Here is a 15191-nt window from a genome sequence, read left to right as displayed (position 1 = left end):
CCCTCGCGACTTGAAAGACGAAAGCACCCCGCAAGTTTTTGAAACGAATCAAAAACAGCCTGAAAGCGGTGCGCAAAGACACTAACAAAACAATCTTCAGAAAGGCTCTTGACCATGCTAGAAAAGGCCAACGTAAGACTCGAATCTAAGACCGCATGATGAAACAACTCATTTTTCTATGGGCCTTGTTGGCTCCGTCGACCTGCCTCGCCGCATCACCCGGCGTGGACACCGCACTCTTGCTGAGTGGTTCGGATCAATGGTCGGGCAAGTGTTCGGATTCCATTGCGGCGGCCACGAAGGCGAGTGACGCGACGGTTTATAACGTCAAGCGCTACGGTGCCATCGGGGATGGCAAAGCCATGGAAACGAAAGCGGTTCAAAAAACCATCGATGCCTGTCACGATGCCGGTGGCGGTATCGTTCGGGTTCCAGCTGGCGATTTTCAAATTGGCACGATCGTTCTCAAAAGCAACGTCACGCTCTCTCTCGACTACGGAGCCAGCTTGCTTGGCAGCACCAATGTGGCTGACTACCCAGTCGAAAACCTTCGCAGACCGCGCGAGGGTGCCGCCCATTGTTTGATCTACGCCGAAGACGCAAAGAACATCACCATCGAAGGACTCGGTGTGATCGATGGCAGGGGAACGCACGAGAGTTTTCCGCGTAAGAGACGAGGTGGCAAGAACTCCGGAATTCGTCCGCGTCTGATGCGTATGGAGGGCTGCGAGGATCTCACCTTTTCCGGCGTCACTTACAAGCGTCCCGCCTTCTGGGGATTACACCTGATCGACTGCAAGAACATTCACTTCAGCGCCGTGACCGTGCGATTCCGTAACAACAACTACAACAATGACGGATTTGATCTGGATGGCTGTGAGAATGTGCTGATTGAGAACTGTGACATCAGCACCGGCGACGATGCGATCTGTTTGAAGAGTTCTTCGAATCCCTGTCGAAATATTGTGGTGCGAAATTGTCGAGCGGACAGCAACACCGCCGCCGTCAAGTTTGGCTCGTCCTCGCGAGGCGGCTTCCTCGATGTCAGCATCACCAATTGCTACTTTCACGACTGCCCGATGGGCGCGATCAAGCTACAGTCGGTCGACGGCGGACGCTTGGAGAACATCACGATCAGCAGAGTGGTGATGAAAGACGTGGGTAGCCCCATCTTTCTGCGGTTGGGCAATCGGGGCAGTCACTTTGGCGATGGTCGAGAAGATGCTCCCGTCGGCACATTGAAGAACATCCGAATCAGTGATGTGGTTGCCGAAGTCACGGTCGAGGATCGGGCAAAAGCGGCTGAAGCGGTTTACAAGAATCTCAAAGTGGATACGACGTCCGGCGTCACGGACCAGGAAAAATCGAAAGCCGGTCCAATCATGATCACCGGCATTCCCGGTCACTACGTCGAGAACGTCATTCTGGAAAACATCAAAATCTCCTATCCCGGCCACGGCACTGAAGGCGATGCCAAGCGACTCATTGCCGAAGACATTGATCGCTACCCGGAGCAGTATTTTTTTGGTGTCTTGCCAGCTTGGGGAGCCTACATCCGCCACGCCAAGAACATCGAGTTGAAGAACGTCGAATTGACGCTTCGCGGCGACGACGCACGGCGAAAAGTCGTTTTGGATGATGCGCCAGGATTTGTTGAGCGTTAGCCGTCAAGATTGACACCCAAGATTCACTGCCTCCCAACATACAACACCAAGCCGCGATAACAGAGATGAACGATGCCGAAACTATTTAGCCTGATCATCTTGGTGGTCATTTTCTCGTTTGGCGTCAACGTCCAGGCAGAGCCAGTGGGTCCGTGGGACTTAGACAGGCTGTTTGAAGTGCCGAAATGGGAAGAAACGGATCGGGCAGCCGTGCAGGGCATGACGGCGATTCTGTACTCGTCCATTCCCTACCAGGACAACCCGGTGGAGGTCTTCGCTTACTACAGTGCTCCCGAGGGAACCGTTCCCGCAAAAGGTTGGCCGGCCGTGGTGTGCATTCACGGTGGCGGCGGCACGGCGTTTGATGAATGGGTAAAGCGATGGAACGAGCATGGCTATGCCGCGATCAGCATGGACTTGGAGGGGCATCTTCCACTGAGTGAAACCAAAGGCAACCGAAGGCCGCGACTGGCGACGGACCATCCTGGGCCGAGTCGGGTGGGCGTGTTCGGAGACTATGCCAAGCCGATCGAGCGGCAGTGGTACTATCACGCCGTGGCGCAGGTTGTGATTGCCCATTCGCTGATGCGATCGTTTCCCGAAGTCAATGCCGAGAAGATTGGTGTCACCGGCATTAGCTGGGGCGGTACTCTCACCAGCACGGTGATGGGTGTCGATAACCGATTCAAATTCGCCATTCCCGTTTACGGCTGTGGTTTCTTGCCGGATTCGGATGGCCATCAGGGCGAAGCGATCAAGCCTGGCCAGCAGACTGAGGTGGTGAACGCGAAGTTTGATGGCTCGAGCTATTTTCAAAACGTCGCCATCCCAACGCTGTGGGTTAACGGCACCAACGACAACCACTTCACGATGCCGATCACGCAGCAATCGTCTCGGGCGGTGGGTGGTCCATCGATATTGCGCTATCAACTCGAAATGAGCCACGGCCACGGTTCCGGCTGGCGTCCGGAAGAGATCTATGCGTTTGCCGACAGCGTTGTCAGCGGCGGCCAGCCTTTGGTGCGGTTTGACAGACCGAAGCTTGATGGCGACCAGGCTTCCGTGACGTTTGCGGCGACCGCCGAACTCACCGACGCTGAGCTTCTCTACACGGCGGATTCAACCAGTGCTTGGCCGAAACGAAAATGGCGGAAGGCGTTGGCAACGATCTCCGGCGCAACACTGCACGCTGCCGTACCGCAGGATGCTGTGGCCGTCTTTTTTTCCGCAACAGATGAGCGAAAGCTGATGACAACCTCTGAGTTCATCCTTCGAAATTGAACGAAACCATGAAGACAATTAGACGATTGACGATTGTCATCTTGTTCGCCTCATTGGGACTGCATGGTCTGTCTCTTTCAGCAACAGCTGACGACGGCAAACATGCAGACGCGGAAGGTAAGACACTGCGGCTTTGGTATGACAAGCCAGCGCCGGACAGCGATGCCGGTTGGGTGAACCGTTCGATCCCGATGGGCAATGGCTACATGGGCGTCAACGTATTTGGTGGCGTCGAAACCGAGCGAATTCAGATTACCGAGAACAGCCTGTACGACTGGGCGGCAAAAAACACTGGATTCAAACGCCGCGGCGTTAACAACTTCGCCGAAGTCTACTTGGATTTTGGTCACAAGAACGTCAGCAGCTACGAGCGCGGGTTGAACCTGAACGATGGGCTCGCACATGTGAGCTATCAGCACGACGGCGTAAAGTACTCGAGGGAGTGTTTCACAAGCTACCCCGACAAGGTGATGGCAATCCATTTGAACGCGTCAAAGGAAGGGGCGTTGTCGTTCACGCTGCGTCCCACCATCCCCTTCCTTGGCGATGGCAAATCGGGGTCCGTTTCGGCCAAGGACGACACCGTCACGCTTTCGGGTGTCATGACCTACTTCGATATCAAGTTCGAGGGCCAATTCAAGGTCATCCCGACCGGTGGCGAGATGAACGCATCCAATGGTGAAGGCACGATCACAGTATCCGGCGCGGATAGTGCGGTGATTCTGATCGCGGTGGGCACCAATTACCAGTTTGACCCTCAGGTGTTCTTAACCAGAGAGCCCGCCGACAAGTTGAAGGGGTTTCCCGATCCTCATGACAAGGTGACCGGCTATTTGACCGACGCGGCAGCGAAGTCCTACGAACAATTATTAGCAAACCATCAAGCCGACTACACCGAATTGTTCGACCGCGTGCACCTCTACTTGGGTGCTGATGAACCGGTGATTCCAACGGACGAATTGGTGGATGCCTACCCCGATGGTTCTTCGAGCCGATACTTGGAGGAACTCGCGTTTCAGTTCGGACGCTACATGCTGATCTGTTCGTCCAGAGCGGGAACGCTGCCGCCACATTTGCAGGGCATCTGGAACGTCTACGCTCGGCCGCCTTGGTCCTCGCAGTACCTGCACGACACGAACGTCCAGATGGCCTATGCACCGGTCTTTTCGGCCAACATGCCCGAGCTGTTTGAATCCTACGCGAGCTTCTTCAACGTCTTCGTGCATCGGCAACGGGAATACGCCACACAGTATCTCGAGCAATACAATCCTGCGCAGCTTGATCCAAACGGAGACAATGGCTGGTCCGGCCCCTTCTGGGTGAATCCCTACGACGTCCCCGGAAAAACGCCAATTGCTGGTTTCGGTACGGGATGCTGGATCTCGCAGATGTTCTGGGACTACTACGACTACACACGTGACGAGACCCTGCTGGCGGAAACCGTCTATCCCGTGATGTATGAGCAGGCCAACTTCGTTTCTCGGTTCGTTCAGGAAATCGATGGTGTGTTGTTGGCCAAGCCTTCTTCTTCCCCGGAACAGTACCTGGAAGGAAGAAGAGAGCGTGAGACCATCGGCACCACGTTCGACCAGCAGATGTTCTATGAAAATCATCACAACACACTGACGGCTGCGAAAATCCTCGGTCGCACCGATGACCGACTGAAACTGTATGAAAAGCAACTTCCACTTCTGGATCCGATCCATGTGGGAAAGTCGGGGCAGATCAAGGAATTCCGAGAGGAAGAATTCTACGGCGATGCTGGCAAGTCCATCGATCCTCATCACCGTCACACGTCGATGCTGCTAGGATCGTACCCGGGCCAATTGATCAATGACTCGACGCCGGCTTGGCTCGATGCCGTCAAAACAACCCTGACTATGCGTACCCGCCGTTCCAACATAGGCTGGGCGCGAGCTGAGCGGATCGCCCTTTGGGCTCGTGTTCACGATGGCGACGAAGCCTATCTCTTCTATCGCGATTTGCTCGCGGGTAACTACCTGCACAACCTGTTCAACGACCACCGCGGCGGACCACTCTTTCAGGCCGACGCAAATTACGGTGCCACCGCGGGCGTCACGGAATTGCTGCTGCAGAGCCAGGATCACGTCGTGGCACCGCTGCCCGCCTTGCCCGCAGCCTGGCCGAGCGGCAGCTATCGCGGTCTGCTGGCGCGAGGCAACTTTGAAGTGTCCGCACAGTGGTCTGACGGCCAGGCGACCTACCTAGAAGTGTTGTCCAAGGTGGGCGGAACTTTAAACCTCCGATACCCCAACGTCGCCAAGTCCGTGATCAAAACAACGGACGGGCAGAAAGTCAATTTCGTTGCCAAAGGCAGCGACGATGTCAGCATCGAAACCACCAAAGGCAAAACCTATGTGGTCACGAACATACCAGCCTACGTTCCCTTAGCCGCGCCCTCGAACCTAAAGCTGATCAAAGATGACACGATCGATCAGCTTAAACTCTCGTGGACCGGCGTCCCCAATGCCATGTCCTACAATCTTTACCGGGCGATCGGCAACGCACCGGACTACGAGCTCGTCGCTTCTGAGATCGTCGGCACGAATTTCGTCCATCAAGAACCCGCTCTCAAACAGATCGAACAAATGACATGGAAAGTCACCGCCGTTCGAAACGATGAACGCGAAAGCGACGGCGGTGCCACGGTCATTTGGCTGAAGCCATCAACTCATGAGCCAATCAACTGATAGCTGGAAAGAGTAAAGAACAACGTCGCCCGTCGCCTCAGATGCCTGGCAGACCGCGATTGATCATCAGACCCAACACGAAAGATCATTCATGAGATATTTGCAAGTTTTAGTTTTGATTCTGATGACAGGATCCCTCATGACAGGATCGTTATGTACGGCAGCGGATACGGAAGCTGACTTTTACGTTTCGACCCATGGGTCGGACGAATGGTCTGGGACACTACCGGTTACCAATTCGCAGAGAAGTGATGGACCGTTTGCCACGCTAAGCCGCGCACGCGATGCGGTTCGCGAATTGAAGGCGCAGAAAACTTCGGACATCGTCGTTCTGATTCGCGAAGGGATCTACCGACTCGGCGACACACTTGTGTTTGGTTTGCAAGACTCTGCGCAGGACAACTCAACGATTACCTACGCCGCCTATCCGGGCGAGAAACCGGTCTTCAGTTCGGGCAAAGAGATCACCGGCTGGAAAAAGGTCACCGCGACACTCCCTGGATTGTCTAAGGCTGCCGTCGGCAACATCTGGGTGGCCGAAACGCCCGAAAAATTCTTCACGCTTTACGATGACCAGGGAATGTTGCCGCGTTCCCGTTCCGCTGGTTTCATTCCGCTTAAAGGCGGGAGCCGCGATCGACTGTATTTTCCCGCGGGCCGATTGAAGGACTGGCCGAATGTCGAAGATGTGGAAATCGTCGTCCGGCCGCACCACGCTTGGATTTCCAATGTGTTGCCGTTGGAATCAGTGAATGAAGACAAGCAGATGGCCAAGACATCGATCGACGCGACCTATGCGATGAACGTGTTGCATTTTTTGCCGACGGTGGAATCCTGCTGGGTCGAAAACGCATTGGAAGAACTCGATGAGCCCGGAGAATGGGTTCTCAATACAAAGCAAGGCAAAGTCTACGCCTGGCGACGAAACGAGTCACCCATCCTGGCTCCACAATTGATCGAGTTGATTCGCATCGAAGGCGACATCGACAAAGAGGGCCCCAAGGACACGCCAGCGAAAAACTTGGTCTTTCGCGGTCTAACGTTCATGCATGGCGAGCGTTACCAACTCACCGAAGACGACGCCGGACTGCAGCACGACTGGGACATGCACGACAAGGCAAACTCGCTGATTCGGCTGCGGGGCACCGAGAATTGCACGATCGAGCGATGCCACTTTAGCCACAGCGGCAGCGGCGCGATCCGCGTGGATTTGCATGGGCAAAAAAACAGAATCGCCGGCAACCATATTGATCACCTGGGCGGCGCTGGCATCCTCCTGTGCGGCTACGGCCCGGGAACCAAGGACGTCAATCGCAAGAACTTGGTTTTCAACAACCATATCCATCACGTTGGCCAAATCTATCTTCATTCCCCCGGCATCATGGTTTGGCAAAGCGGCGAGAACCGTGTGGCGAACAATCTGATCCACGACGCTCCCTATTGCGGAATCATCGTCTCCGGATTCATTAGCCACTTCTTCGGCCGCAAGGGCCGAGAGCTATGCCGCACCATCCGCCAGCACGAAGTGGGTGAGATGCCCAAGGAACCGACGCACCAACGGGTAGCACCGTTTCTTCATTCACACGACAACCAGATCGAATACAACGAGATCCACCACGTCATGGAAACCATGGGCGACGGCAATGGGATCTACATCCGCGGAGCCGGTGCCGACAACGTGATTCGTCGCAACTACATACATCATTTGGTCCAGCCGATGTTGATGCAGGCAGCGATCCGAACCGATGGCGGACAACGTGACACGCTGATCACCGAGAACCTGATCTATCAGTGCATGGCACAAGGTATCATCTTGAAGCTGAACAACCGTGCCACCAACAACATTGTCGCCGACGTGCTTGCCCCGCCGCGCGGCTACTACCTATCGCTGCGCGAGGGCCCTTTGACGGATGCCGTTATCGAGCGAAACATCTTCTATTCCGCTGGCAGGGATACGGTGTTCATCGATGAACTGCCTGCCGGCGGTGGAAGGAAGACCGAAGATCGGCGTGGCCGGGCGCTCGCACGAGCCAAGGATGCCAAGACTGACTTCAACATCTACTACAACGCTTCGGATCCCGAGCTGGGCAAAGCGATACTGGACAAACAACAAGCCGATGGAGTGGACGTCCACAGCCGCGCTGCCGACCCGATGTTCGTTGATCCAGAGAACGGGGACTTCCGATTCAAGCCGGGGTCTCCGGCACGCGAAATGGGCATCGTCCCTTTCGACATCTCTATGGTCGGATTGCGTACCGAAACGACACAACCATTGAGGAACACAAATGAATAGTCAAGCACCACTCACGCTGACCCGGGTAGCACTTCTTCTAGCCGTCGCCTCTTCGCTTCTATCCAGTCCCATCCTCGTCGCCGCCGAGACGGTGTCGATCGGGTCTTTGCTTAAAGAAATGGTCGATCGCGACCAGGTGGCGCGGTATCCAGAAAGTGACTATCGATTGAAGCAGGCGAGCAGTTACAACCGTGCTTCCAAAACTCCCGAAGATCCGAAGGGTTGGTTCAACAATTTCGATCGAAGCACGAACGAGACGCACAAGAATTATGTTCGCGTCGAAGAGACCCGCGGACCCAAAGAGTATGTGGTGATGGAGGACGAGGGGGCCGGAGCGATTGTCCGGTTTTGGGTCCCATGGAAAAACCAACTGCAGCCCGGGAGCGATGTCGTCATTCGATTCTATCTGGATGGTGCGTCCGAGCCAGCGATCGAAGGCAATATGTTCGATCTGTTTCAGGGCAAGGGTTTGGTTCCGTTTCCGCTCGCCCACGAGTCTCTGCGATCAGCCGTGTCCTTCTTTCCGATTCCGTATGCCAAAAGCTGCAAGGTGACGATGTCGGACCATCCGTTCTTCTTTCAGTTCACTTATCGGGAATACGATGACGCCGTCGCCGTGAAGACATTTTCGATCGAAGAATTCAAAGCGACGAAACCGTTGATAGACAAAACCTGCCAGAAACTCTTGAACCCGAACGCGTCGACAACGGGTGAAGCGGTGAATCTGAATGTTACGGTCGATGGTGGAAACGAAAAATCAGTCTCGCTTCCCGCTCGCGACGCAGCGATCACATCGCTGTCACTCAAGCTGGGCAGTTATGAAGATCCGAACGTGACCCGGCATGTCGTTTTAAAACTGAGCTTTGACGACAAGGAAACAGTCTGGTGTCCGATCGGCGAGTTCTTCGGCAGTGGAATCGGCTTGAATCCCTTTCAAGGTTGGTATCGCACCGTTGATACCGATGGCACGATGACCTGCCGTTGGGTGATGCCGTACCGAAAAAATGCGAAGGTTTCGATCGCGAACTTGGGTAACGAGCCAGTGGAGGTCGAATTATCGGCAACGGTCGGTGACTGGAATTGGGATTCATCCAGCATGTATTTCCACGCTGGTTGGCGAGGTCAGTATCCCGTTCCGACGCGGCCGTATTCAGATTGGAACTACGTCACGTTGAAAGGACGCGGTGTTTACGTTGGAGATACGCTGACGATCATGAATCCGGTCCAGCGATGGTGGGGCGAGGGAGATGAAAAGATTTTCGTCGACGGCGAAGCGTTTCCTTCGATCTTCGGCACGGGTACGGAGGATTACTACGCCTATTCGTGGGGCGGCCGCAGCACCGATTTCTACGAGCATCCGTTTCACGCTCAACCGTTCAGTCACAAGTACAACAAGCTGAACCGCAAACCCAAGATCGACGAAAAAAACACACAGGGCTTCAGTACGGAGACTCGTACTCGGGCTCTCGATACGATGCCCTTCGCTACATCGCTTCAACTGGACATGGAAGTCTGGTCTTGGACGGATTGCGACATGGGTTATGGCGTAGGGGTCTATTGGTACGGTGACTTCGAAACGAGCTCAAATCGTCAACCAGAACCGATGGAGGCACTGAATGTGCCGAAGGTCCCAAAAGCGGAATTCACTGCCGAGAAAGGAAAGCCTGGTGGCACGGAACGAGCTTTCAAGAACGCAGTCGAGATGAATCCCGAGCAAGTTATCTCCAAGCCTGATAACATCGTTCTCCGGCCCCAGAATCTGAAACGGTTGAAGCTTAAGGGATCATGGAGTCTGGACGACCAATTGTTGTTCAAGGGTGCCGAAATCGGTGATGTCGTCGAGCTTCGTGTTCCAGCATCGAGCCCAGTGGCCCAGGAGTTGACGCTGCACGCCACCAAAAGTCGCGACTACGGCATTCTGCGTTTTTCGGTCAATGGGAAGCCCGCCGCGGCGAACGTCGATTTTTACTTTGGCGAACAGGCCACGTCGTACGGCCCCATTGTCCTCGGCGCGTTTGATCCCGTCGATGACGCCTATCTGTTGCGTGTGGAAGTCGTCGGCAAAAACGCAAAGAGCCTGGGCTCCGTCTTCGGAATTGATTGCCTTACGTTGCGCGATAGCGACTGAACTAAACCGGTTGCGATTGAGATGATTCCTCAACGAATCGCGTTTTCGGATGGGCCCAACTTCCTTTTTCCAGCGACTTCGTGATCGTAGAAACAGACTCTGCCTTGCTGCGCTACCGGAGAGTTTCCAGCCAGACGGCGTGAGTCAGGTCAGCGTCCTTACCTGCGCACCGTCGCAAGAACGACAGAGTCCGTTGTTTTGCAAGATGTCGGGTCGCGGAAAGCCCCGCAACCAGGACTCTTATCACTGGGTTTCGTAGGCGACCGTCAACGGGAAATGGAAGCTGATGACGGACCGAGACCAGAGCTACTTTGAGCTCTACGACATCGTCAAGGACCCACTCGAGAAAGAAAATTCGGCCGAGCAGGAACCGGCTGTCGTCGCCGAGCTACACGACTCGATCACGTCATGGATTGAAACACTGCCCAGCGGACCGACCGGCGACGTCTTCTCGTCGCTTTGACAAGAACCCGCTCAACAACTTGATGATCAATTGAACTATGATATGGCGATGAAATCAACACTCATTCTATTGACTCTAGCCTTCGTCTCGACATGTTTTGCGGTTAGCGCGGCTACCCCCGCCAAGCCGAATGTCATTTTGTTGATGAGTGACGATCAGGGGTGGGGCGATGTCGGGTTCAACGGCAACAAAAACCTGCAAACGCCCCATCTGGACGCGATGGCTGCCGAAGGTGTGCGTTTCGATCGGTTTTACGCATCGGCTCCGCTTTGCTCGCCGACGCGAGGAAGCTGTCTGACCGGACGGTACCCATTTCGCTTTGGAGTCCTAGCTGCCCACACCGCCGGCATGCGCGTTGGTGAAATCACAATCGCTGAAATGCTAAAGGACAAAGGTTACCGAACGGGCTTTTTCGGCAAGTGGCATTTGGGTTGGGTCAAAGAATCCGACGCTGGGTCGCGTGGCTTTTATTCGCCTCCGTCCCAGCATGGTTTTGACACACACTTTGCCACCACCAGCGCAGTACCGACTTGGAATCCAACGGTGACGCCCGCGGATTGGACCAGTTGGGGCTACAAGCCGGGACAACCGTGGAAAGGCGGCGCGCCATACGTTCAAGATGGTGTCGAAGTCACGCACAACATGGCGGGTGACGACAGTCGCGTCATCATGGACCGAGTCATTCCCTTCATCGAAGCAAACCAAGCGCGTCCATTTTTTGCGACCGTTTGGTTTCATGCACCGCACGAACCCGTCGTCGCCGGAGAAGCCTATCGAAAGCGTTATTCAAAACATGGCAACGCGAGACAGAATCTGTACGGCTGCATCACGGCAATGGATGAACAAATCGGACGTTTGCGCGCTCGCTTGGATGAACTTGGGCTCTCGGAATCAACGGCAGTTTTCTTTTGCAGCGACAACGGACCGGCGGACAACCTCACGAAAAAGGGAGTCGCTTCGGCGGGCCCTTTCAAAGGGTACAAGCACACCATGTACGAAGGCGGCCTGCTCGTTCCTGCCTGCGCCGTGTGGCCGAACGTGATCCCGCCAGGAACGACAACCAACATTCGCTGTTCGACGCTTGACTTCTTCCCCACGATAGCCGGAATTGTCGATTTTGAGTTTGGGTCGAAAGACAAACGACCGATCGACGGCATGGATCTGATGAAGGTGATTCGTGGCAAAGTCAATCAAAGGCCGAGTGATTTATTCTTCGGGTACCGACGGTTACACGGTGACATCGATGGTCAGGCGATCATCGCGGGCGATTGGAAGTTGCTTCGTGAAGCCAAACCGGACGGTCGAGTTCGTTTGTACGACTTGGCAACGGATCCGTACGAGCAACACGATCTCGCGATCGAGAAGCCCGACCAACTGCGGCAGATGTCCAAACGCCTTCAAGAAATTGACGCCGAATGCCAACGCAGTCGCGATGGTGCGGACTATCGGTATTGACTTCGATGGTTCACGCCGTCGATTTCCACATAGTTAACGTGTATCGGGGTCAAGGGACTTACTGAGTTCCGCGACGAATTAATATCCCTACCCATTCTTGATTTATGTGCAAGCAACTCCTTCTGATCATTCATGTCCTGGCTTGGTTGATCGCCGGATCAGCGACGATGTACGCCCAGGAAGACGCGAATCGAGCACTCAGGCGGTTTGATCTGTCGCGGTGGAAGCTGACCCTGCCTATCGCCGATTCGGGTTCCAAGAAACCGATGGAGATTTCCGATGAGCAATTGCAACGATTTCAAGATCCACGGCATTTCTTTATCTCGTCCGCAGAAGGTCGTCCGCTTGTTTTTCGTGCCCATTGCGATGGGGTCACGACCAAGAACTCGCAGTATCCTCGTTGCGAACTTCGTGAACTACAAGCCAGCGGAGAATCTGATGCCGCTTGGTCCACAGACTCGGAATCACTGCACACGATGCAGCTTCGAATGGCCATTAGCCATGTGCCGGATGTCAAGCAACACGTGGTTGCCGCCCAGATTCATGATGCCGACGATGATCTGCTGATGCTCCGACTCGAAGGCACGAAGCTGTTCGTTGAACGCAATGATTTGCCAGTCGTGATGCTTGAGAGAAAGTACAAGTTGGGAACACCGTTTGACCTTCAGATCACCGCAGGCCAAGCACGCGTTCGCCTGTCTTACCAAGGACAAGAAATGCTATCTTGGAAAGTCTCCCGCGACGGCTGCTATTTCAAGGCCGGCTGCTACACACAGTCAAATTTCTCAAAGGGTGACACGTCAGAATCGTACGGCGAAGTTCTCATCTACCGCTTGCAGTTATCAAATCAAAATCGCTCATGACGATAAAAATCAACACAGCATTGACAATTGCGTTTCTCAGTTTCGGCTTGACGGCATCGCTCTCCAACGCTGAGGCCGATCACTTTCGCCATCCGGGTATTTCCCACTCGGAGGAAGATTTCAAGTTTGTTCGCAAACAGGTCACTGCGGGCGCTTCCCCGTGGGTTGACGCTTGGTCGCGTTTCGAGCAATCGAAGTACGTGGAGTTGTCTCACTCACCCGAGCCACATACCGATGTTCAGCGAGGTCCAAGTAACAACCCGGATGTCGGATCCTCCGAATTTTCGAGCGACGCCGTTTCGGCTTATTCACACGCGCTCAGGTATGCACTGACGGATGATGAGGCTCACGCGAAAAAGTCAGCGGAAATCATCAATGCTTGGTCCAAGACTTTGAAAACGATCACCAACCATGATGCTCGCTTGCTGGTGGGGATGGCAGGAGTATCGTACTGCAATGCAGCCGAGATCCTGAAACACGAATGGGATGGTTGGCCGCAACAAGACCAGGATGCCTTTGCGACGATGCTGCGTTCCATCTGGTATCCAATCATCAAGGATTTCTATCCATCGGCCAATGGAAACTGGGATGCTTCCATGATTCAGACGATGGCTGCGATGGGAGTGTTTTTGGACGATCGTGAAATGTTCCAACGCGCAATCAACTATTACCGAGCGGGCGAAGGCAACGGTGCGATTGGAAACTATTTCAATGAGTTCGGGCAATGCCAAGAATCCGGTCGCGACCAAGCTCACACGCAAATGGGTTTGGAGTATCTTGCCAATACCTGTGTGATTGCCTGGAATCAGGGAATCGACTTGTACGGCGAACTGGACAACCGCTTGCTGCTGGGTTTCGAGTACACCGCCAAGTACAACCTCGGTTTCGACGTGCCGTACGAGCCCTACCGCAGTTTCGAGGGGCGCTATCACTACAAACGCATTTCTGATAACAGTCGCGGTCGCTTGCGGCCCATGTACGAAAAGGTCTATCGCCACTACCACGGTGAGCTAGGGCTTTCCACACCGTATATCCTGCAGGCGTTGCAAAAGATTCGTACTGACCAAGCAAAGAGCCAAGGCCGACGTCGCCGTAGCGGACCCAGCACGCTGCGGTGGGACACGCTGATGTATGCATTGGAAAAACTGACCCCAATAGACAAGTGAGACGACTCATGAAACGACTCTTCGCGGTCGCAACTTCTCTTTTGTTGGCATCGATCGCCTACGCGGATGAAGCAGCGATCAATACCATTGCCATCTCGCATTCGGAACTCGAAGGCATCGGTGCCGAGCCCGGTGTCATGCGACGTGACCCGAGTGACATCATCCAGGTCGGTGACCTGTTTTACGTCTGGTACTCGAAAGGCAAGATCTCGCCAGGTTACGATGCCACGGTGTGGTATGCGACTTCGAAAGATGGCCACAGTTGGGATGAGAAAGGAATGGCGATCGGAAAAGGGAAACCAGGAAGTTGGGAAGGCGCAAGCGTCTTTACGCCCAACATTCTCGTGGCTGAAGATCGTTACTGGTTGTTCTATACCGGTACGTCTCGCCAATTCGGCAAAGGCTTCAACCCGGACTCGAAAATCGGTATCGCAGTCTCCGATTCACCCGATGGACCGTGGCAGCGTCTGGCCACCAATCCCGCGTTGAGCAACAGCGACCAGGCGGACGATTTTGATAGTCATCTTGTCGACGATGCCTGTTTGATCACCCGTGATGGAAAGTACTGGTTCTATTACAAGGGTCGCCAGTTGGGGAAAAGTCCCGGACAAACACAAATGGGTGTTGCGATCGCTAAGCATCCGCAGGGACCTTACGTGCGACACGAATCGAATCCGGTGATCCCCGGCAATCATGAAGTGTTGGTCTGGCCTCAGGGTTCCGGTGTGGCGGCGATGATCGGCACCACTGGTCCGAAGGAAATCACCAACTCCATCCTCTATGCTGAGGACGGGATTCATTTTTCAAGAACCCACCAGGTCGCAGGTGGACCTTGGGCTGGTGGTGCCTACCGCCCGGAGGCTTTTACCGAAAGCGGGAAAGGAACGATCCCTGAATGGGGAGTCGAGATAGGCAGGACGAAAGGGAAAAAGAATGGAACGCTCCCGTTCATTCAACGATATGACCTAACGCGTGAGGAGCTGAGCCGACGGCCCTAGCCGCGGGTATCGCCAGGAGAACATGGATGCGGGGACTCGCGGCTAGCGGGCTGTCGGTTTAGTGGATGTTGATGGTGGTTCGAAAAAGTTTTTTGTTGACTTCGGATGATCGCGTTGTGGGGGGGCTGCGGTTGCCTCCGGGCTCTCTCGACGCGTAAGGAACGATACT

General features: G+C 54.6%; 10 protein-coding genes. All 10 read left to right on the top strand.

All coding sequences use genetic code 11. The features are described from left to right. Positions 1–155 precede the first annotated feature (155 nt). The 10 genes from Pla100_RS29745 to Pla100_RS29705 all read left to right on the top strand — a co-directional run bounded on the left by Pla100_RS29745 (position 156) and on the right by Pla100_RS29705 (position 15022). Entirely contained in the window at positions 156–1664 is a 1509-nt protein-coding gene (locus Pla100_RS29745) for a glycoside hydrolase family 28 protein (RefSeq protein WP_231603806.1), read from the top strand. A gap of 72 nt (positions 1665–1736) precedes the next feature. Beyond that, entirely contained in the window at positions 1737–2945 is a 1209-nt protein-coding gene (locus Pla100_RS29740; protein WP_146582942.1) for an alpha/beta hydrolase family protein, read from the top strand. A gap of 8 nt (positions 2946–2953) precedes the next feature. Beyond that, the gene (locus Pla100_RS29735; RefSeq protein WP_146582940.1) at positions 2954–5656 is read left to right on the top strand and encodes a glycoside hydrolase family 95 protein; all 2703 of its coding nucleotides are present in this window, start codon (positions 2954–2956) and stop codon (positions 5654–5656) included. A gap of 91 nt (positions 5657–5747) precedes the next feature. Then, positions 5748–7949 (top strand): right-handed parallel beta-helix repeat-containing protein, encoded by a 2202-nt coding sequence (locus Pla100_RS29730; protein WP_146582937.1) that lies wholly within the window; start codon positions 5748–5750, stop codon positions 7947–7949. Then, positions 7942–10077, top strand: coding sequence for a glycoside hydrolase family 172 protein (locus Pla100_RS29725; protein ID WP_231603804.1), 2136 nt, complete (start codon positions 7942–7944; stop codon positions 10075–10077). Before Pla100_RS29730 ends, Pla100_RS29725 begins: the two co-directional genes overlap by 8 nt. A 286-nt stretch (positions 10078–10363) precedes the next feature. Further along, positions 10364–10540, top strand: a complete 177-nt coding sequence (locus Pla100_RS31370) for a hypothetical protein (RefSeq protein WP_197168348.1) — start codon at positions 10364–10366, stop codon at positions 10538–10540. Between the two features lie 48 nt (positions 10541–10588). Continuing rightward, entirely contained in the window at positions 10589–11995 is a 1407-nt protein-coding gene (locus tag Pla100_RS29720) for a sulfatase-like hydrolase/transferase (RefSeq protein ID WP_231603803.1), read from the top strand. 104 nt (positions 11996–12099) lie between these two features. Continuing rightward, positions 12100–12858: a polysaccharide lyase family 7 protein gene (locus Pla100_RS29715; protein WP_231603802.1), complete on the top strand. Its 759-nt coding sequence runs from the start codon at positions 12100–12102 to the stop codon at positions 12856–12858. Further along, positions 12855–14024: an alginate lyase family protein gene (locus Pla100_RS29710; protein ID WP_146582934.1), complete on the top strand. Its 1170-nt coding sequence runs from the start codon at positions 12855–12857 to the stop codon at positions 14022–14024. The genes Pla100_RS29715 and Pla100_RS29710 overlap by 4 nt, the downstream gene beginning before the upstream one ends. Before the next feature lie 8 nt (positions 14025–14032). Then, positions 14033–15022: a family 43 glycosylhydrolase gene (locus Pla100_RS29705; protein WP_146582931.1), complete on the top strand. Its 990-nt coding sequence runs from the start codon at positions 14033–14035 to the stop codon at positions 15020–15022. Positions 15023–15191: the final 169 nt, after the last annotated feature.

The organism is Neorhodopirellula pilleata (genome assembly GCF_007859915.1).
Taxonomy (GTDB): Bacteria; Planctomycetota; Planctomycetia; order Pirellulales; family Pirellulaceae; genus Rhodopirellula; species Rhodopirellula pilleata.
Note: the sequence above shows the minus strand (reverse complement) of the source record. Positions and strands in the feature narration are given on the sequence as shown.

Excerpts from the sequence above, each read along its gene's own strand:
- Pla100_RS29740 (WP_146582942.1), top strand. The coding sequence starts at position 1,737 with ATGCCGAAACTATTTAGCCTGATCATCTTGGTGGTCATTTTCTCGTTT.
- Pla100_RS29710 (WP_146582934.1), top strand. The coding sequence starts at position 12,855 with ATGACGATAAAAATCAACACAGCATTGACAATTGCGTTTCTCAGTTTC.
- Pla100_RS29735 (WP_146582940.1), top strand. The coding sequence starts at position 2,954 with ATGAAGACAATTAGACGATTGACGATTGTCATCTTGTTCGCCTCATTG.
- Pla100_RS29705 (WP_146582931.1), top strand. The coding sequence starts at position 14,033 with ATGAAACGACTCTTCGCGGTCGCAACTTCTCTTTTGTTGGCATCGATC.
- Pla100_RS29715 (WP_231603802.1), top strand. The coding sequence starts at position 12,100 with ATGTGCAAGCAACTCCTTCTGATCATTCATGTCCTGGCTTGGTTGATC.
- Pla100_RS29725 (WP_231603804.1), top strand. The coding sequence starts at position 7,942 with ATGAATAGTCAAGCACCACTCACGCTGACCCGGGTAGCACTTCTTCTA.
- Pla100_RS29745 (WP_231603806.1), top strand. The coding sequence starts at position 156 with ATGATGAAACAACTCATTTTTCTATGGGCCTTGTTGGCTCCGTCGACC.
- Pla100_RS29720 (WP_231603803.1), top strand. The coding sequence starts at position 10,589 with ATGAAATCAACACTCATTCTATTGACTCTAGCCTTCGTCTCGACATGT.
- Pla100_RS31370 (WP_197168348.1), top strand. The coding sequence starts at position 10,364 with ATGACGGACCGAGACCAGAGCTACTTTGAGCTCTACGACATCGTCAAG.
- Pla100_RS29730 (WP_146582937.1), top strand. The coding sequence starts at position 5,748 with ATGAGATATTTGCAAGTTTTAGTTTTGATTCTGATGACAGGATCCCTC.